General features: G+C 63.4%; 15 protein-coding genes. 5 read left to right on the top strand and 10 right to left on the bottom strand.

Annotated elements, in window-relative coordinates; translation table 11 throughout:
- Positions 1–13: 13 nt before the first annotated feature.
- The 4 genes from AC0SZ7_RS17615 to AC0SZ7_RS17630 all read right to left on the bottom strand — a co-directional run bounded on the left by AC0SZ7_RS17615 (position 14) and on the right by AC0SZ7_RS17630 (position 3,324).
- Positions 14–289 carry a hypothetical protein gene (locus tag AC0SZ7_RS17615; protein WP_475505577.1) on the bottom strand — a complete coding sequence of 92 codons (276 nt, stop codon included), beginning with the start codon at positions 287–289 and terminating at the stop codon, positions 14–16.
- Positions 290–514: 225 nt separating this feature from the next.
- The gene (locus AC0SZ7_RS17620; RefSeq protein WP_475505578.1) at positions 515–1,990 is read right to left on the bottom strand and encodes a cytosine permease; all 1,476 of its coding nucleotides are present in this window, start codon (positions 1,988–1,990) and stop codon (positions 515–517) included.
- Positions 1,991–2,003: 13 nt separating this feature from the next.
- Positions 2,004–2,228, bottom strand: a complete 225-nt coding sequence (locus AC0SZ7_RS17625; protein WP_475505579.1) for a hypothetical protein — start codon at positions 2,226–2,228, stop codon at positions 2,004–2,006.
- A gap of 217 nt (positions 2,229–2,445) precedes the next feature.
- Positions 2,446–3,324, bottom strand: coding sequence for an NAD(P)-dependent oxidoreductase (locus AC0SZ7_RS17630; protein ID WP_475505580.1), 879 nt, complete (start codon positions 3,322–3,324; stop codon positions 2,446–2,448).
- A 272-nt stretch (positions 3,325–3,596) separates the two neighbouring features.
- On the opposite strand from AC0SZ7_RS17630, the gene AC0SZ7_RS17635 reads away from it, so the two are divergent.
- The 5 genes from AC0SZ7_RS17635 (at position 3,597) to AC0SZ7_RS17655 (ending at position 9,225) form a co-directional block, all read left to right on the top strand.
- A complete protein-coding gene (locus AC0SZ7_RS17635; protein ID WP_475505581.1) occupies positions 3,597–4,583 on the top strand; it encodes an aminotransferase class IV in 987 nt (328 codons plus the stop codon).
- A 63-nt stretch (positions 4,584–4,646) separates the two neighbouring features.
- Entirely contained in the window at positions 4,647–5,516 is an 870-nt protein-coding gene (locus AC0SZ7_RS17640) for a phytanoyl-CoA dioxygenase family protein (RefSeq protein WP_475505582.1), read from the top strand.
- Between the two features lie 54 nt (positions 5,517–5,570).
- Positions 5,571–6,452: an NAD(P)-dependent oxidoreductase gene (locus AC0SZ7_RS17645; protein ID WP_475505583.1), complete on the top strand. Its 882-nt coding sequence runs from the start codon at positions 5,571–5,573 to the stop codon at positions 6,450–6,452.
- A gap of 782 nt (positions 6,453–7,234) precedes the next feature.
- Entirely contained in the window at positions 7,235–8,323 is a 1,089-nt protein-coding gene (locus AC0SZ7_RS17650; protein WP_475505584.1) for an AraC family transcriptional regulator, read from the top strand.
- Between the two features lie 101 nt (positions 8,324–8,424).
- The gene (locus AC0SZ7_RS17655; RefSeq protein WP_475505585.1) at positions 8,425–9,225 is read left to right on the top strand and encodes an SDR family NAD(P)-dependent oxidoreductase; all 801 of its coding nucleotides are present in this window, start codon (positions 8,425–8,427) and stop codon (positions 9,223–9,225) included.
- A gap of 112 nt (positions 9,226–9,337) precedes the next feature.
- Here the strand turns inward: AC0SZ7_RS17655 and AC0SZ7_RS17660 are convergent, their stop codons facing one another.
- The 6 genes from AC0SZ7_RS17660 to AC0SZ7_RS17685 form a co-directional block, all read right to left on the bottom strand.
- Entirely contained in the window at positions 9,338–10,108 is a 771-nt protein-coding gene (locus AC0SZ7_RS17660; protein ID WP_475505586.1) for an SDR family NAD(P)-dependent oxidoreductase, read from the bottom strand.
- Entirely contained in the window at positions 10,108–11,292 is a 1,185-nt protein-coding gene (locus tag AC0SZ7_RS17665; RefSeq protein WP_475505587.1) for an acetyl-CoA C-acyltransferase, read from the bottom strand. The genes AC0SZ7_RS17660 and AC0SZ7_RS17665 overlap by 1 nt, the downstream gene beginning before the upstream one ends.
- Positions 11,293–11,316: 24 nt before the next feature.
- Complete coding sequence (locus AC0SZ7_RS17670; protein ID WP_475505588.1) at positions 11,317–13,428, bottom strand: 3-hydroxyacyl-CoA dehydrogenase NAD-binding domain-containing protein; 2,112 nt, start codon at positions 13,426–13,428, stop codon at positions 11,317–11,319.
- A gap of 28 nt (positions 13,429–13,456) precedes the next feature.
- Positions 13,457–15,250 carry an acyl-CoA dehydrogenase gene (locus tag AC0SZ7_RS17675; RefSeq protein ID WP_475505589.1) on the bottom strand — a complete coding sequence of 598 codons (1,794 nt, stop codon included), beginning with the start codon at positions 15,248–15,250 and terminating at the stop codon, positions 13,457–13,459.
- Between the two features lie 139 nt (positions 15,251–15,389).
- Positions 15,390–17,951, bottom strand: a complete 2,562-nt coding sequence (locus AC0SZ7_RS17680) for a LuxR C-terminal-related transcriptional regulator (RefSeq protein WP_475505590.1) — start codon at positions 17,949–17,951, stop codon at positions 15,390–15,392.
- Positions 17,952–18,077: 126 nt separating this feature from the next.
- Entirely contained in the window at positions 18,078–19,727 is a 1,650-nt protein-coding gene (locus AC0SZ7_RS17685) for a fatty acid--CoA ligase (RefSeq protein ID WP_475505591.1), read from the bottom strand.
- Positions 19,728–20,007: the final 280 nt, after the last annotated feature.

Consider the following 20,007-nt stretch of genomic DNA (forward strand, 5'->3'; position numbering starts at 1 on the left):
CAAGCATCACGCGCTAGCCGCGCAATACCAGGTAATCGGTGAGCATCACTACGGCCATGCCGGCGAAGATCGCACTGTTGTAGGCCAGCCAGTTCATCACATGGCTGATCAACCATTGCGTGTTGAAAGCCACCACCGGCCCCGGCAACAGCAATACCAGGATGCTCATGTCCCAGCGCATACGGGCGAAGAGGCGCACCTGGTGCACCGAGACACCGGCAAAATAGAAGAAGCTGATCAGCATGCCCAGATTGGCCAGCAGCAACAGCGACACGATCACTGTACCCAAGCCCACGTACTCAACAGGTGCGGCGCGGCCAAATTACCGGTGCTCTCCCACAAACGAAAAGCCCTTGGCCGCTGCCGCAGGTTGCGCGGGGCACCGGGTACGCTGGAGATTTTCAGCGAGGCGCATGGCCCGCGCAGCCTGGCGGCGGCTACAGGGCAGTAGCGAGTTGTAGCCGCTGCCGCTGCGCGGGCCATTGCAGATGTTGAAGCGGTTAAGTGAGGCGCTTTACAGGCCGACGGTAACCTTCTTCGCTTTCCATTGCGCAAGGTTGCGGTAACCACCCTTCTCACTCGAAGCAATCACCAACCGCATGGCCGCGTAGTACGCCACGATGCACAGGGCAAAGGATGGCATCGCCGCGCCCAGGTAGCGGAACGAGGGCCCTACCGCCAGGGTCATGGGGTTGAACAACGACAGGTAAGAACACACCCCCAGCACAATCACGCCCATCGCCACCCAGTTCACGCCGCCCCAGTACCAGTAGGCACTGTCGCGCGTCTTGACGAACAGGTGGGCCGGCAGCACCTGCTGGCGACGCAACAGCAGGTAGTCGGTCAGCAGGATGCCGGCGATGCCGACAAACATGGCGCCGTTGTACGCCAGCCAGTTCATCACGTGGGCAATCAACCAATCGGTCTGGAACGCCACCACCAGCCCGGGCAGCAACAGGATGCCGATGATCATGTCCCAGCGCATGCGGGCAAATACACGGATCTGCTGCACTGACACGCCCGCCAGGTAGAAGAAGCTCACCAGGGTGCCCAGGTTGGCCAACAGCAGAACGCAGACGATCACCGCGCCCAGGCCATTGCCAGCGGTCTTCACCACCCACTCGGCAGGCTCGGTGGAGCCGGTGGCCACGGCCGCCAGCGCACCCACTGCGGTGGTAAAGCCCGCACCCACCAGGCCTGCGCCCAGCAGGCACGGCGTGACCAGATGTTTACGCTTGTGAATCAGCCGCGCCATGCCTCCGAAGAACGGCACGATGGTCAAGGCGTTGGAAGCGCCGAATTCCACCCCGTAGGCCAATTGCAGCAGCGGGTCGGTGGTGTACGCAAGCTTGACGTCAACGTTGGTGTGCCACAGCGCCGAGAAGCTGGTGTCCCGGGTGATCAGGTACAACAATACGGCAGCTATGATCAATACGGCTGGAGACGTGTAGCGCGTCAACATCGCCACCATGGCCGGCCCCTTCCTGAGCAGCAGCCAGACCAGCGCCAGCATCACCACCGCCACGACGGTCACCACCTGCGGATCGATGCTGCCACCGGGATGGAACAGCACCTGGTACAGCCGGCCTGCGGCCTGGCCGGTCATGGCCACCAACACGAAGCCCCAACCCAGTGTGGTGATCAGAATCATGAACAGCAGCAGCGCCGATCCACGGGTGCCCAAGGCACTCTTGGCGGCATCCACCGGATCCACGCCATGCCGGAAACTGATCATGCCAGAGGCCAGGTACATCGGCCCCAGGGTCATCATCAGGCCGATCATGTAACCGATAATACCGATGGCGGTATTACCGATGTACGCCAGGGAGGCGCCGAACAGATAGCTGTAACTGGCAGCACCCAACGCAATGGCAGCGTTGAGCAACGGCCCGAAACTGGTGTAAAGGCGCCCGCTGCCCGCCACGGGCAGACGGCCTGCCAGGGTTTCCCGGGAAATCAGCCCGCCTACATCTTCACCTGAAGTGCTCATGGTCAACCCTCGATCAGATGTAGAAGCCCATCAGGGCCCAAAGGACAATACCGGCGATAAACCAGGCGGCGGCGCTGAAAATGATCGAGCCCGTGGGCAGGCTGGTTTCATCGCTGAGGTTTTCGGGCGAGTTCAAGGCGACCAGGCTTTTAACCAGATCAAGGTCAAGATCACCGATCGATTCATCGATCAGGAAGGAATGGTCGCCGGCAATATGAAGGCTGGATGCGTCACGCATAAGCTGCTCCTGAAACACGGTAGAGGGCAGGAATTCTGGAAAGTCGTTGTTCTTATTTAACGCAGCGGCGTCCTGGCGGGGTGGACCCTTCCGGGTCCTGTCATCCATTTCCCTTGGACGCTTCGATTATGCGCCGGCCACATTCGGCAAACAGGTGCAGAGGGGACATTTTGCGGGATGTTGCGGCCCCTCTGCCATCCTGCCGCCCAGTGGCCAATCAGTCCGGGCGACGGAACACTTCGTAGACGGCCGGCAATTCATCGGCCTGATGGCCGCGGGCGGCCGTGGTGTCCACGCAAACGGCGAAAAACTGCAGCAACCGATAGTCGACACCGGCATTGCGAGCACGCTTGAGCAGCGACTGCACGCCCAGCGAGTGCACGTGAATCGAGGCTTCGTTGCCCGAATAATCCTGCGTGTCGATGGCGTCGATGCTGCGCTTCCAGGTGCTCTCGATCACCGGCTTGAACGCGGCCAGGGCGGTCTTGAAGTCCTTGATGTCGACCTGCTCGGCCTGCAGCATCGCCGCGCTCTGCATCAGCGCGAAGGTGTTGCCGTAATACATCGTCAGCAGACTGCCGTCCAGCAGGTTGGCCGCCGACGGATTGGCGCCGACGTAAGTCATGCGCCCGCCCAGAAGGTTCAGCGCCACTTTGTGACGTGCCCACACGGCCTGGGGGCCGGAAACCAGCAGCAAGCACTCCGGACCACCGACCTTGGTGGGGTAATCCATGATGGCGCCATCCAGGTAGTCCACACCGATCTCGACCGCCCATTGCGCACCGGACTCGGCTTCCTTGCCGTCACCGGTGGTCAACTGCACCACGGTCTTGCCCTTGAGCAACCCCGTGACGCTGCCCTGGTGAAATAACGCATTGCTGGTGGCGTAGTCGGCCAGGCACACAATGATCAGATCTGCTGCGACCACCGCCGCCTCGAAGCTGGCGGCGGCACTCGCACCCAAGGATACCAGCGGTTCTGCCTTGGCCGCTGAGCGGTTCCATACCGTTACGTCATGGCCTGCGTTGATAAACGGCGGCACCAGGGCCGCCCCCATTTGGCCCAGACCAATGAACGTTACCTTTGAACCCTTCATGCCCATTCCTCTGTGCTGGAAAAAGATGCGCGGCGTCCACCGCACGGCACGAAGACTGTAGGCACCCGGCGTCGGGCAATAAAGGTGACAGGCGGCCAACAAAGGGTTCCGCACAGGACAGGCGTCGGCACACTGCAGCATGGCCGCATCGACGTCGAAACTTGGCCCCTGCTCACCTGTTGGGCCACATCCCAGGCGCCCTACCATGAGCCCACAAGCACTACTCAGGCGGGTCACACCGCTGCATCTCCCCTTGAAAGAGAGCGCGAACGATGAGCATCATCCAGGCTGAACACATCATGCGTAACGACCCCGCACACCTGCGGGTGCCCTTCGATCCCAAGTACGGCCATGGCTCGGCGTTCGTCAACGGCACCTACGTGGACCTGGATAACGCCGCCATCCCCATGGCCGACCTGGGCTTCACTCAGGCTGACGCCTGCTACGATGTGGTCAGCGTCAGCAAGGGCTACCTGTTCCGCCTGGAAGACCACCTGGAACGCTTTGAAAGCGCCTGCGCCAAGTTTCAACTGACCAACCCGTACACCCAGGCCCAGACCACCGAAATCCTCATGAACCTGATCAAGCAGGCCGGTGCCAAGGAAGCCTACGTGTGGTGGGCGGTGACCCGCGGCTTCAAGCCCGGTAACGGCAGCCGTCTCAACCCCAAGGCCTATGAAAACCGCTTCTACGCCTTCGTGGTGCCGTACGTGTTCATCGCCGATGACCAACAGCGCACCCGCGGCATCGACCTGATGGTCAGCAAGCAATTCATTCGCATCCCACCAAAAGCGGTGGACCCTACCGCCAAGAACTTCCACTGGATGGACCTCAAGCTGGCTCTGTTCGAAGCCAACGCCGCCAACAAGGAATGGTCCGTGCTGTGCGATGCCGATGGTTATCTCACCGAAGCGCCGGGCTCCAACATCTTCCTGTTCAAGGATGGCGCGCTGTACACCCCCGATTCCGGCTGCCTCGAAGGCATCACCCGCAAGACCACCCTGGAGCTGGCGGCGCAACTGGGCCTGCCGCTGCACGTGGAGCGCGTGCACGTGGAGCAGTTGCTCAACGCCGACGAGGCGTTCCTGACCTCCACCGCCGGCGGCGTCATGCCGATCAACAGCGTCAACGACCGCGTATTGGGCGGCAAGGTCGGCCCGGGTGAGCTGACCACCCAGCTGCACAACCTTTACTGGACCAAACGCTGGAACGGCTGGCTGGGCACCCCTGTGGACTACAGCGAACCGGCTGCCGTTTGAGTTCATCACCGGAGGGTGGCCACGCCGCCCTCTTCCTGCATCTCTTGCCCCGACAGGTAGTTTATGGCCAGCGCATTCAAGAAAATCACCCTCGATACGCCCAAGGAAGAAGTACTGAAAATCCTGCGTGAAGACGCAGGCGTCATCATCAAGGGCATGCTGAGCGCCGACCAGGTGGCGCGCTTCAATGCCGACATTCAGCCAGAGCTGGACAAGATTCCCGCAGGCTCGTCGAAGACCAACGAGGGTGCCCAGGATTTCCACGGTGCCAACACCAAGCGCCTGACTAACCTTGTGACCCACAGCAAGACCTTCCGCGAAGAAATCATCGACCACGACAAGGTCCACCAACTGGCCCATGCCATTCTCAGCCCCTGGTGCGACACCTACTGGATGGGCACCGCGCAGGTCATCGAGATCGGTCCAGGCAACAAGGCCCAGCCGCTGCACCGCGATTTCGAAAACTACATGGCCTTCAAGGAAATGGGCATCAAGGCCCCGGACGTGATCTGCAACTTCCTGATCGCCCTGAGCCCCTGCACCGAAGAGAACGGTGCCACTCGCATCATCCCTGGCAGCCAGTACTGGCCCGACTACGATGACCGTGGCACCCCGGACATGACCGTGCCGGCAGAGCTTGAGCCGGGCGACGCGCTGTTTTTCACCGGCAAGATCGCCCACGGCGGCGGCGCGAATGTGACCACCGACCAGTACCGCCGGGCCGTAGCCTTCACCTTCAATCTGGGCTGGCTGGTGCCTGAAGAGGCCTACCCGTTCGTGGTGGACATGGCGCTGGTGCGCACCCTGTCCCCGCGTGTACAACAGATTCTGGGGTTCCGCTCGTTCACCGCCGACCTGTATGGCCTGCCGGGCCTGTGGCAGGTAAATTACGAGGAAATCGCCGACTACATCGGCCTCAATACCCCCAACTGATGCCCTGCCCCAGAACAGCTGGGGCTTTCCCTTTATCCTTCGCCGAGGTTAACCATGCCCGCATCAAATATACCATCCGTCAGCGTCCTGGGCCTAGGCGCCATGGGCAGCGTGCTGGCCCGCACCCTGCTGAACGCCGGGCTGGACGTCACCGTGTGGAACCGCAGCCCGGAACGCGCCAGTGGCCTGGTGCACGAAGGGGCCCGCCAGGCGGCCAGTGCCAGTGAAGCGATCCAGGCCAGCCCCCTGACCATTGTCTGCATGATCGACAAAGCGGCGGCATTGAGTGTACTGCAGGCCCTCGAACCAGGCCTGAGCTTGAGTGGCAAGACCCTAGTCAACATGAGCACCGGCACGGTCGACGACGTGACCCTGAGCGCTGCCTGGGTGGACCGCCACGACGGCCACTACATTGACGGCGGCATCATGTGCTACCCCAAGGATATTGGCGGCGCGGCCACCACCATCCTTTATTCAGGCAACATCGACGCCTACCACACCCACGGCCAGACCCTGAAACTGCTGGCCGGCAACCCGAAATTCCTCGGCGCCGACCCTACGGCCTGCACGCCCGCCTACCTGGCGCTCTACGCGTTCTACTTCGGTGCCTTCGCCGCCTGGATCGAAGGCGCAGTGCTGGCCTCCACCGCTGGCGTGTCGGCTGAAGCGTTCAAGACCCTGTCGCCGATCATGACCGACATGCTGGTGGAGGGCATCAACACCGCTGCCGACCGCATCACCGCCGGCAACTACAGCGGTGAGCAGGCATCGGTGGATGTCCACGTGGCCGGACAGGAAGTGGTGCTGGATGCACTGGTGCGCGCTAAGGCGCCGCATGCCAGCACTGACGCCTATCTGACCTATTGCCGCCAGGCTCAGGCCGCCGGCATGGGTGACTGGGACATCGCCGCCCTGTTCAAAGCCATGCACCCCTGACCCACCCTGCGCCAGGAGCGCCCCATCCCCACCGCCCCTACACGCGTCGCCATCATCGGCCTGGATAACGTGGGCCGCACCATCGCCCGCACCCTGGCCAACCAGGGTTTCGAAGTGGCCGGCCTGGACCCGCTGCGGATCAACTAGGTGGCGCCTGCGAGCTGCTGTGCTCCGGGCCGTTGAAGGCCTACCAGCGCTTTGCCACTGTGCCGCAGCCTGAGCCCTGCCCTGACCTACCTGGGCAGCGACTGCGGCGCCACCCTGGGCGCTTGACTCTCCCGCCCGCCGTAACCCTGTAGCCGCTGCCGGCAGGCTGCGCGGGCCCTCCCCACCTGAAGATCTTCAGCGCGCGCCGGGGCCCGCGCAGCCTATCGGCAGCGGCTACAGCCGTTCATCGAAATAAAACAGGCGATCGAATATCTGTCACTTGACCTAGGTCGTACGACCGTATTTAATCGGTCATACGACCTAGCGAGTATAACAATATTTGTTTCGGCTCGTTTTAATGCATTGCCTACCTGATAGACCAACAACAAGAGAGGGCGCTCAATCGCAGCCCTGAAAAAGGTCAGGAGATAAAAATGAGGTCAAAGACCCGTCCCGGATCCGTGGTGGTGCCACGCCCGAACCTGCTGTGCATTGCCCTTGCCTGCTACCCGTCAAGATCACCCCCGGCCTGCCCACGCCACCCCTGAAGATTTGAATGAACCGACGCGGATGATCCGTAGCCACGGCGATCGTTCGCAGTCACATTGGCTTTGCTACACCGTGAGGGCAGTACGATGGGACAGATCGAAACCACACCTATAACCTTGGATGACAAGGTCTTTTCCACTGCGGAAATCCTCGCGGCAGCCGGCCTGCTGGAGAGTGAAACACAATTGGGCGAATGCCTGGCCGCAGGGGGCATATCCCTGGCTGACCTGGCCAATCCGCATAGCAAAATCTCGCTCAATCAGCAGTCCTCGATCCATGCTGCCTTCAATCGCGCCGCCGCCAACCCGCTGCTGAGCCTGCAGGTAGGCAAGCGCTTGCACCTCACGTCCTACGGCATTGTCGGTTTTGCCATGCTCAGCAGCGCCACCTTGCGCGAAGCACTGGAAACCGCCAGCCACTTCGGCCTGTTGATCAACCTGAAGATGAGCCTGCACCTGCAGGTGGAGAATGATGTTGCGCTGCTGCAGCTCAGTGACCAATACGGACTGATCAGCCCGGAGAACGCCTTCTGGTACCACCTGGAGGTGTCCAAGTTGCTGACCCTGCTGCAAGACATCCTTGGCCGCGAGTTCGCCTGCGAAGGCATCGAACTGGTGGTGCAAGCCAACGCTCAGGAGCAAGCCGATATTCAAGCCAGCTTCGGCGTTCCGGTCAGTTTCAACCGCGAGCGCACGGCCATTCGACTGGCCGCTCACTGGCTGGACAGTAAGCTGCCACAGTCCAACAGCATCACCCACAGCAGTTGCAGGGCCAACTGCCAGGCGCAACTGCGCGAGATCGTGCAGAAGTACGACATCAGCTATCAAGTGCAGAACCTGCTGCTCAATTCCGGTGACTGCATTGCCTCGCTGTCCGACATTGCCGACCACCTGCACCTGTCGCCGCGCACCCTGCGCCGTCGTCTCGACGCCTTGGGAACCTCGTACAACGCCCTGCTGGTGGAAGTGCGCAAGAAGCTCGCAATCCGCTACCTGCTGAACACGCCCATGACCACCGAAGCCATCTCCGAACAATTGAACTACAGCGATGCCGCCAATTTTCGCCATGCCTTCAAGCGCTGGACCGGCCGTTCACCACGTGAATACCGCGTACTGAACAACGGCGGCAAATACGCTTCGCGCTTTGCTCAGCCTGCCGCCTATGGCATGGCCTGAACACCCGAGCACCACCCCCGGCATCGACCCCTTCCACGAACAGGGGGTTGGATGCCGGTCTTATTCTGAAGCGCCCATTCAACCTGACGTGGAGCCATTAGATGGACATGAATCTGGCCGGAAAAGTGGTTATCATCACCGGTGCCAGCACCGGTCTAGGCCGTGGTATCGCCCTGCGTCTTGCCGAAGAGGGCGCCAGCCTGGTAATCGGCGACATCAACGAAGCCAGCCACCCTGGCGGGTACGATGAGCACCCCGACCTCACCACGGCCGCGCTGATTGCCGAGCGTGGCGGCCGGGCTCTGTTCCAGCATTGCGATGTCACCCGCAGTGGCGACCTGACTGCCTTGGTAGAGGCTGCCACCCGCGAATTCGGTCGTATCGACGTCATGATCAATAACGCCGGGGTTTATCGCGATGGCAAGCTGATCCATGATTTCAGCGAAGAGGAACTGGACCTGTGCCTGAACGTTAACGTCAAGGGCACTTTCTTCGGCGCCCAGGCTGCGGTTCGAGCATTCCTGCAACAGGGCGGTGGCGGCAACATCATCAACCTGGTTTCAACCGCAGGGCTTGGCGGCCACCCGTGGCAGTCGGTGTACAACATTTCCAAGGCCGCGCAGGCCAACATGACCCGTTGCCTGGCCATTGAATACGGCCATGAAGGCATCCGCGTCAACGGCATCTGCCCCACTTACGCGAAGACTGCACTGACCCGCGCCCTGCTGGAACAGCCAGGCTACGTGGACGACTTCAGCGAAAGTATCCCTCTCAAGCGCTGGGGCGAAATCAGCGACGTCGCCGACCTGGCCGTGTTCCTCGCCTCCGACCGTTCCAGCTACATCCACGGCGCGTTGGTGCGCATCGATGGCGGCGAAACCCTGTCGCGCTACTCCGTATGACCCAGTAGCTCAAGACAAGCACCCTGCAGCAGCTGCCGCCAGGCTGCGCGGGCCGGGGTGAACACTGGGGATTTTCAGTGAGCCATAGGGCCTGCGCAGCCTTCGGCAGCGGCTACAGGGTTGAGACCAGGTGGCCGCCGTCTACTGCCAGGGTGGCACCGGTCATGAAGTTGCCGGCCTCGCTGGCCAGCAGCAGCAAGGGCCCATCAAGCTGCGGTAGCTGCCCCAGTTTGCGCATGGGCACTGCCGATTTGATGTAGGCCTGGCCCTTCTCCGAGTTGAAGTAGCTGTCGTTCATCTCGGTCTGGAAATATCCGGGGGCGATGGCGTTGACGCGGATGTCGTATCGCGCCAACTCCAATGCCAAAGCCTTGCTCAACTGCAACACACCGGCCTTGGCCGCGCAGTAGTGGCTCAGGCCAGTGCCCACGCGCTCGCCCAGTATGGAAGCGATGTTGATGATACTTCCCCCCTGCCCGGCCTTCGCCAGACGCTGGGCCGCGCACTGGGCCACGCGCCAGACACCGTCGAGGTTGGTGGACAGCATGGTGCTCCACTCCGCCTCGCTGACCTCCAGCGCTTTCACCGCACCGCCAACACCCGCATTGTTGACCACCACATCGACCACGCCAAAGGCGCGCTGCGCCGCATCGAACGCCGCCTCAACGCTGCCGCGTGAGGTCACGTCCAGCGCCACCGCCAGCACCTCGCCGCCTTGCTCACGCAAGCGTGCGGCCAGTGCCTGCAAGCGCTCCTGGCGACGCGCGGCGATCACTACCCGCGCGCCGGCGGCGCTGATCACCTGGGCAAAGTGCTCGCCCAAACCGCTGGAAGCCCCTGTGACCAGCACCACCTTGCCCTGCAACGAAAACAGAGTATTCATCACAACACCTCGAACAGGCCGGCGGCACCCATGCCACCGCCCACACACATGGTAATGACGACGTACTTCACGCCGCGCCGTTGCCCTTCCAGCAGGGCGTGCCCGACCATCCGCGCGCCGCTCATGCCGTAAGGGTGGCCAATGGCGATAGCACCGCCGTTGACGTTGAGTCTTTCATTGGGGATGCCGAGCTTGTCCCGGCAGTAGATCACTTGGCAGGCAAACGCCTCGTTAAGCTCCCACAAGCCGATGTCTTCCACCCGCAAGCCATGCTGCTTGAGCAATCTGGGCACCGCCAGCACGGGCCCGATGCCCATTTCCTCCGGAGCCAGGCCGACCACTGCAATCCCACGGTATAGCCCAATAGGCTCTAGATTGCGCCGCTGCGCCAGGCGCCCGTCCATCAACACACAAGCACTGGCACCGTCGGACAACTGGCTGGCGTTGCCAGCGGTAATGCTGCCGCCCTCCACCACCGACTTGAGCTGGGCCAGGTCCGGCAACACCGTACTCGGACGGTTGCCCTCGTCCAGGTTGAGCGTCACCGGTTGCAGGGTAACCAGCCCGCTGGCCTTGTCCTGCACTGACTTCAGGTTGCTGACTGAAATGATCTCGTCGGCAAACAGCCCCTCCTGCTGAGCGGCTGCAGTACGCTGCTGGGATTGCAGCGCATAGGCGTCCTGCTGCTCCCGACTGATGCGGTAGCGTTTGGCCACCCACTCAGCCGTCTGCAGCATCGGCATGTAGGCATGAGCGGCATGCTGTTCCACCCGCGGGTCACGCTCGGCGAATGCCCACTCCATGTTGCGCGCCTGGACCGCGCTGATGTTCTCTTGCCCGGCGCCGATGGCCACGCGCATGCCGTCATGTATGATCTGCTTGGCCGCTGTGGCAATCGCCATCAGCCCCGAAGCGCACTGACGATCAATGGTCTGCCCGGCCACGCTTAGCGGTAAGCCCGCTGCCAGCGCACTCATGCGTCCCAGGTTCCAACCCGCCGTGCCGCCAGGCATGGCGGTGCCCATGACCAGGTCCTCGACTTCGCCCGGCTCGATACCAGCCCGCTCCACGGCGGCCGAAATGGCCAGCGCCGCCATGCTGGGTGACTTGAGGGCGTTGAAAGCACCCCGGTACGCCTTGGCGATCGGCGTGCGGGCGGTTGAAAGAATGACAGCGTCCGACATAAATGGATCTCCTGACTAGAACGATCAAAGACGCTGAATATGAGTGCGATGTTCAGCCACCAGACGCTGCAGCAAGGCAGCAGGCTGGAACCACATCTGGCCGTGATCGCCCAACTGCTCGCGATAGCGCTCGATACCGGCCAATACCCGCTCAAGACCTAGTTGCTCGGCATAGTGCAGCGGCCCGCCCAGCCAGGCGGGGAAGCCGTAACCGTTGATCCACACCAGGTCGATATCACCGCTGCGCTGGGCGATGCCTTCATCGAGCAACTGCACGCCCTCGTTGATCAACATGAACAGGCAGCGGTCATGGATCTCCTGGTTGGAGATCACCCGACGGGCAATGCCCAGTTCGCTGGCCAACACCTCGGCGCACGCCACCACTTCATAGTCCTCGATACGCTCGCGGCCGTTGTAGCGGTAAAAGCCGCGACCGGTCTTCTGCCCGTAATGCCCCTGGGCAAACAGCTCGTCCGCCAGCCTGCAGTAGCTGGGATCATGGGCAATGGCCTCGCGCCGTGACTCGCGCACGCGGTAGCCGACATCAATGCCGGCCAGGTCGTACATCGACAGCACGCCCATGGCCAACCCCAGATCGGTGAGCACACCGTCGACCTGGGCCGGGGTGGCACCTTCCAGCACCAGCCGATGGGCTTCCCGCGCGTAGGGTTCGAGCATGCGGTTGCCGATAAAACCGAAACACACCCCCGACACCACGGCAATCTTGTCGAGGCGCCGCGCCAGGTCCAGCGTCGTGGCGAGGACCTGGGCCGAGGTGTCACGGCCGCGCACCACTTCCAGCAGGCGCATGATGTTGGCCGGACTGAAAAAATGCAGGCCAATCACGTCCTGAGGCCGGCGAGTAACTCCCGCAATCAGGTCCACGTCCAGGGTTGATGTGTTGGTGGCCAGGATCGCCCCCGGCTTGCACACCTCGTCCAGAATGCGGAAAACGTTCTGCTTGATCGACAGGCTTTCGAACACCGCCTCGATCACCAGGTCAGCCTGGGCGATATCGGCGTATTCCAGGGTCCCAGTGATCAGCGCCATGCGCTCATCCAGTTGCCTGGCGTTGAGCTTGCCGCGCTTGACCGCGCCATCGTACTGCTGGCGGACATGGGCCAGCCCACGGTCCAGGGCTTCGCCCTTGAGTTCCAGCAAGGCCACGGGGATGCCGGCATTGGCGAAATTCATGGCAATGCCGGCACCCATGGTACCGGCGCCGATCACCGCCACGCTCGCCACTGTGCGACGCGGCGTGTGTTTGTCGACACCCGGCACCTTTAGGGCCTCGCGCTGGGCAAAGAATTGATGGCGCAGCGCTGCCGACTGGGGCGACGACTCCAGCTGGGCGAACAGCGCCTGTTCCTTGGCCAGGCCCTGGGCCAGGCTGCCCTCGCAGGCGCCGCGCACCGCTTCCAGCGCCAAAAGGGGTGCCAATTGCCCGCGCCAGCGATGGGCATTATTAGCGGCGTGTGCGCTGAAGAAATCTGCTGACAGGCCCTGGGCAGGGTTGGCATAGGGCCAAGGCCGCTGCGCGGGAGCGGAGGTTTGCAGCACATCGGTGGCAAAGTTCACCGCTGCGCCAAGCAGCTCATCGTCATTATCGACGACAACGTCTATAAGCCCCAGCGCCAGGGCCTTTGTCCCGCTCACCGGTTCGCCTGAGAGAATCATCTCCAGCGCTGCCTGAGCACCAATCAGGCGCGGCAGGCGCTGGGTGCCGCCGGCACCGGGCAACAGGCCGATGCGGGTTTCCGGCAAGCCCAGGGCAGCACTGGCCGTGGCCAGGCGATACCCGCAGGCCAAGGCCGTTTCCAGGCCGCCCCCCAGGGCTATGCCTGAGATCGCGGCGATCACCGGTTTGGGCGACTGCGCCAGCCGTTCCAGCAGCCCGGCCAATCCAGGCGTGGCAAAGGCCGCCGGGGTGCCGAACTCGCTGATGTCGGCGCCAGCGCTGAACGCCCGTCCTTGGCCATGGATGACCAGGGCCTGAACATGTGGGTCATCAATAGCGCGTTCTAAGGCCTCGGCCAACGCCTGGCGCAGCGCTTGGTCCAACGCATTCACGGGCGGCCGGGCCAGTCCGATCAGTACTACCGAGCCCTCGCAGCGGTAGTCAATCAATGCAGTCATGGGAAGGCTCCAACAAAAAGGTCAAAGGTCAGAACCAGTGGTTCTGCATGTCATGGCAACTACGGTTGCCCGCGCATAGCAGCTGGGCGATGCCCGGCAGTACGGCCAGTTCCCACTCCAGGTAGTAGCGCGCCGTGTGCAGCTTGCCGCGGTAAAAATCTGCCTCCGCGCCTTGCGCGCCCTGGCTCAGGGCGGCTTCAGCGAGCATGGCCTGGCGCAGCCACACCCAGCCCACCAGTACCCGACCGAATAGGTCCAGGTAGGCGGTGGCGTTAGCCAGGCCGCGGTCGACGTCCTCGGCCACCTGCTGCTGCAGTGCGGCGGTCACCTCGCGCAGCACCGCCAGGCCCGAGGCCAGGTGCCGCGCCAGGGGCTGGCAGTGTTCCAGCCGGGCGGCTTGGTGCAGGCTGTCCTGCACCTGCGTCAGAAACAGCGTGTAGCCCCGGCCGCCCTTGAGCCTCAGCTTGCGCCCCAGCAGGTCGAGGGCCTGAATGCCTTCAGTGCCTTCATGAATGGGGTTGAGGCGGTTGTCCCGGTACAGCTGCTCCAGGGGGTACTCACGGGTATACCCGGCGCCGCCAAGAATCTGGATGCCCAGGTCCGAGGCCACCAGGCCGTAGCGCGACGGCCAGGTCTTGACCATAGGCGTCAGCAAGTCCAGCAACTGCGCCGCGTCGTCGCGGGCCTGGGGCGTGGTGCCGGTGTGGAGATCCTCCACCAGGCTGCTGGCATACAGGCACAGCGCCAGGGAGCCCTCGGCATAGGCTTTCTGCGTCAGCAGCATGCGCCGCACATCGGCGTGCTCAATGATCGGCACCTGGCGGATGGCCGGGTCCTTGCAGCTGGCCAGGCGGCCCTGGGGCCGTTCGCGGGCGTAGTCCAGGGCATGCAGGTAACTCTGGTAGGCCAAGCTGGCCGCGCCCAAGCCCACGCCGATGCGCGCCTCGTTCATCATCTGGAACATGTAGCCCAGGCCCTTGTTGGCCTCGCCCACCAGATAGCCCACGGCGCCCGCGCCCTCGCCGAAACTCAACACAGTGGAGGTGGTATTGCGGTAACCCATCTTGTGCAGCAGGCCGGCCAGGGCCACGTCGTTGCGGGTGCCCAGCGCGCCATCGGCGTCGACGTTGAACTTGGGCACCACGAACAGCGAAATGCCTTTCACCCCCGCCAGGGCGCCCTCGATGCGGGCCAGCACCAGGTGCACGATGTTCTCAGTGAGTTCATGGTCCCCGCCGGAAATGAACATTTTCTGCCCGAACACCCGGTAGGTGCCGTCTTCAGCCGGCACCGCGCGGGTGCGCAGGTCGCCCAGCGCCGAGCCTTGGCCAGGTTCAGTCAACGCCATGGTGCCGCTGAAGCGCCCGGCGAACATCGCCGGCAGGAAGCGCTGCTGCACCTGCGGCGCAGCAAAGCTTTTGATCAGATTGGCCGCGCCAATGCTCAGGAACGGGTAACCGGTGGTGGCGATGTTGGCCGCGTTGAAATATGCCATGCAGGCGCGCAGCAGCACTTCGGGCAGTTGCAGTCCACCGTCGGCAAAGTCATGGTGTGCCGCCAGGAACCCGGCATCGGCGAAGGCATCCCAGGCGTGCCGGGTTTCGGGAATCAGAGTCACCCGCTCGCCATCGAAAGTGGGTTCGTGCTGATCGGCCTTGTGGTTGTGCGGGGCGAAAAATTCCGCCGCTACCTGGCGGGCCGTGGCCAGGGTGGCGTCGAACACCGACCGGTCGTGCACGGCGTACCGCTCACGCTCAAGCAAGGCCAGGGTATCGAGGAATTCGTACAGCAGAAAGCTCAGATCGCGTTCGTTGAGCAACATAAAGGTAAGTCCCGCCGAGAAAAGTCATGAGCGAAAACGACCATCATGTTGTAACAGCGCCCGCCCCCGGTTGCGTCGAACCGGGGGGTGGAGTTTGGGATGGATTTTGCCTGCAGGGAGGGTGGAGTGCCCTGCCCCGTCAGCTCAACAGCCCGACACTGCGGGCCTTGCGCAGGGCTTCATCGCGGTCGTTGACCTCAAGCTTGCGGAACAGGTTGTTGATGTGGGTCTTGACCGTACTCAGGCTGACGAACAGCGACTCGGCGATTTGCGCGTTGCCCTGGCCACGGGCCATGCGTTGCAGCACCTCGCGCTCGCGACGGGTGACCGGCTCGATCAGGCGTTGGGCGGCCTGCAATGGCTTCACCAGGCCAGGCAACCATTGTTGCAATAGCTGGGCATCGGGTAACGGGCGTTGCAGTTCATACTGCTTGCGAGCGTCCGGGGCCAGCAGTTGCTGAAACAGGTCGCTCAGGGCCACGCCTTCGTAGTGCAACAGCTGGCCGAACTGATGCTCGCAGGCCAGCGCAACGGCCTCGTCCAGCAGGTGCATGGCCTGTGGCTGGTCGTGCTGGTCCAGTGCCACACTGGCCTGCAACAGCACAATGTCCAGGCGCAGCCGGTGGTGTTGATGCTCCTGCGCCAGCTCACCGAGCGCCTGCACGTACTGGTTCACCACGGCCCGCTGCCCCAGGTGGCGCTGCACCCAGGCGTAGGCCAGCAACTCATCGGGTTGCAGGTCTTCACCGTACTGCCGGTTGCACCAGTGCCACTCGTGCAGCCAGCTCAGCAGGAAGGCCTGATCGCCATGACGCACCGCGTGGCGTACCCGCCATGCCCCGGCCAGGCGGTACACCCGCCATTGGCCAAAGTCCTGTGCAAGGCGTCGCGCCTGGTCCCACTTAGCCACGGCACGCAGTGCGTCGCCCAGCGCATCGAACAAGCAGGCTTGGTGATGGAAAATAAGTGCCAGCGCCGCGCCGTGGGGGAAGTCCATGGCAATCTTTTCGGCCCGGGCCAGGCTCAGGGAGGCGGCGCTCAAGGCGTTGCGCTGCATCAGCACGAGGCCTTGCCCCAAGTGCAGGAAGGCATCGTAGAAGTTCCCTGCGACCTTGCCTGCGCCCGACGCCAGGTCGCCTTCAAAGAACCGCTGGCGTGCCTGCTCGGTCTTGCCCTGGGCTAGTTCGATCAGCCCTGCCTGCAGATGCAGCCGGTGGGTATAGCCTTTGAAACCCAGCGCCGACAGCTGCAGCAGGGCCTGGTCATTCTGCAGCCGGGCATCCTCCAGGCGCCCCAGAGCGGCCAGGCAAGCGGCGCTGTTGGCATTCAGGATGGCGGTGGCCGCGTTGGCCTGCGGGTACCGCTCCAAGGCCATGCGCGCCACGTCCACGCCATGGCGCAGGTTGCCGCCCAGCCAAGCCAGGTGGCTGCGCAGGAAAGCGATGGTTTGCATGACCCGCTCGGCCGACGGGCCGCCCAACCGCTTCAACGCGCCGATACAGGCGCGGGTGCGCTGGATGTCATTGGTGACGATCAGCGCCGAGGCCTCGGTCATGGCCAGGTTGAGGTGGTCAGTTTCACTGTCGCGCAGCGCGTGGCCGAGGAAGTCGACGATGGCGTTGATCTCGCCCTCGCGCAGCAGGTCGAAGGTGTGCTGCTCCACCGTGCGCATCACCGCCTCGGTGTTTTTTGCCCGGCCATACTGGGACACCGCCTGGGCATAAAAGGCATTGGCCAGCAGCCAGTCGGCTGCACGCTGATGCAGCTGCAGCAGCCGATCGGGACGCCGCCTGCGCAACCGTTGCAGCGCCGTCAGACGCAAGGCCGGGTGGTATTGGTAGCGCAGGCGCTCGCCGATCCGATCCTCGATGAACAGGTCAAGTTGCAACAGCTTGCGCAGCGGCGCTTCGACCTGGGCATCGTCGGTCAGCACCGTGGCCAGCTCCAGGTCGAACGCGCTGACCACCGAGGTGTGTTCGATGAAACGCACCAGTGCCTGGGGCAAACAGCGCAGCACGTCTTCCTCGATGAACTCGCCGATGTGCTGGTAGGAGCCGAGCACCGCCTGCTCCAAATGCTCGGGCGACGGATCGAGAAAGGACAATTCCCGATACGCCGAACACCAGAACAGCACGCCGCTGATCCAGCCTTCACTGCCCGCCTGCAAGCGATAGACGAAGGCGGGTTCCAGTATTACGCCCTGGGCCAGCAGCACCTGCTGGGTTTCTTCAGCGTCCAGGGCCAGTTCCCGCGGGCCCAGCAGCCGCACACGGTTGTCGCGCCGCAGGTGGCTGAGGCCCAGCGCCGGTGCGCCCTCGCTGGCGACAACCAGGTGCAGGTGCCGGGGCGGCTGGTGCAGCAACGCCTCCAGGTAGCCTAGCACCCGCGCCGAGCGCAGCAGGTGCAGGTCATCCAGGCACAGGGTGAAGGGCGCGACCAGGCCGTCGAGGTGGCTGCGAATGGCGGCCCATGCCTGGTCTTTGTCCATGTCCACGGGCACCGCGCGCTTGAGCAGCAGGTGGTACAGGTGGCCGATGAAATGCACGGGGTCATTATCTGCGCGGTCGATGCGCAGGAACCCCAGGGTGGTGCCGCGTTGCTCGGCCAGTTGGCTGAGCAGCAGCGACTTGCCATAGCCCAGGGGCGCGCGCAGCAGTACCAAGGTGGCGTCGCCCTGCAACGCCGTAGCAATCTGGGCCATGGCCCGGGGCCTTGGGATCAGCGTGCGCGGCATGGGCGCAGGGCGGAACTTGCTGGTATCGATGGGTAACTTCACAGCGACTGCCTTGTACCACGGGTGGTGTTGAAACGATCTTACCCCGAAGGGTCAGAACTGCGCGCGAATCAGTTTTTTGTCCAGTTTGCCGACGCTGGTGCGTGGGATCGCGGCCACCACCCGCACCTCCGTGGGAATGGCCCATTTGGACAAGGCCCCCTGGGCGACGAAGCCGGTCAGGTGCAGTTTGAGCGCCTCGGCATCCAGGGGCGGCGATGCGGCGGCCTGCACCAGCAATGCCACCGGTCGTTCGCCCCAGCGTGGATCAGGCACGCCCACCACGGCGCATTCGCTGACATGGGGGTGACGGCTGATCAGGCTTTCGATGTCCAGGGACGAGATCCATTCACCACCGGTCTTGATCAGGTCCTTGAGGCGATCATGGATGTGCACCAGGCCGTGGGCGTCGATGCTGGCCACATCGCCGGTGTGCAACCAACCGCCTTCCCAGAGGGTTTCGCTGTTGACCGCGTCTTTGAGGTAGCCGGGGGTCAGCCAGGGGCTGCGGATCAGCAACTGGCCCACCTGCTGGCCGTCCTGGGCCACCAGCTGCTGGTGTTCGTCTACCAGCTTCATCTGCACCAGCGGCGCGATCACTCCAGCACTGCAACGCCAGTGCAGTTGTTGCTCGGCCTCCAACTCGGAAAACTCGGCCGGCAGGCAGGTGAGGGAAACGATGGGGCAAGTCTCGGACATGCCATACGCGCCACGCACGTCCACGTTCATGCCTTGCGCCCGGCGGGCCAGGCCTGCGGACAGCGCTGAACCACCGATCAGCACGTGCCAGCCGGACAGGTCGGCCCCACTGGCCTGGGCGGCATCCAGCACCATGGCCAGCAAGGTCGGCACGCAGTGGGAGTAGTCGACCCGTTCATCGACAATCATGGACGCCAGCAGCCCAGCCTCGTAACGGCCGGGGTACACCTGCTGGCAGCCCATCATAGTCGCAATGTAGGGCACACCCCAGGCGTGAACATGGAACATTGGCGTGATAGGCATGTAGACCTTGTCGCGGTTGAGCAGCGCGGCCCCGGTACTGGCATGGGCATGGCCCCCCGCCAGGGTGTGCAGCACCAGCTGCCGGTGGGTGAAGTACACGCCCTTGGGGTTGCCCGTGGTGCCAGTGGTGTAGAACAGCGTGGCCACGGCGTTCTCATCGAACTCGGAGAATGGGTAGCGGCCGGGCTGAGCGGCCAGCAGCGTTTCATATTCACCCAATACAGGTAATGAGGTGGGCACGGCGCCGCCCCCGTCCTCGCACAGCAGGTAGCCACGAACCATGGGCAACTGACCGGCGATGGTCTCCAGCAGTGGCAGAAAATCGGGGTGGGACAGCACCAGCGTGTCTTCGGCGTGGGCCATGGTGAACTGCACCTGCTCGGGCGCCAGGCGCACATTCACGGTATGCAGCACCGCGCCCAGCATGGGGATGGCAAAGAAGCATTCCAGGTAGCGATGGCTGTCCCAGTCCAGCACCGCCACCGTGTCCCCGGCCACAACGCCCAGCGCGCTAAGGGCATGGGCCAGCTGATGCACCCGGCGATTGAACGTGGTGTAGTCGTGACGCATCTGATTGCGATACACGATCTGGTTGTCGCCGGCGGCGCGCAGGCCGGTCTCCAGCAGCCCGCCAATCAGCAGCGGTGACGGTTTGCAGCTCGCGGTGGCGGGCAGAAACTTGGGTTGATGAGGCAGGTTCATCGGTCCTCCGGTGGCATCGGGTCTTGTAGTTATTGGCGATGTGTATAGCGCGTTGCCGTGGGGGCCATCTTCAACCTGCGGGTGGACATGCAACAGGTGCCGGGGGGACATTTTGCCGCTGCAACATTTTGCCCAACCCGCGTTCTCCACCCCGCCCCCCTGCAAATTCCACCCGCAGGTTGAAGCCCCGCCACCGCCACTCCCCTCTAATAGCCCCACACCCCTTGTAGCCGCTGCCGCAAGGTGGCCCTGCACATTTTCAGTGAAGCACAGGGCCCGA

Source organism: Pseudomonas sp. JC1203, assembly GCF_056175065.1.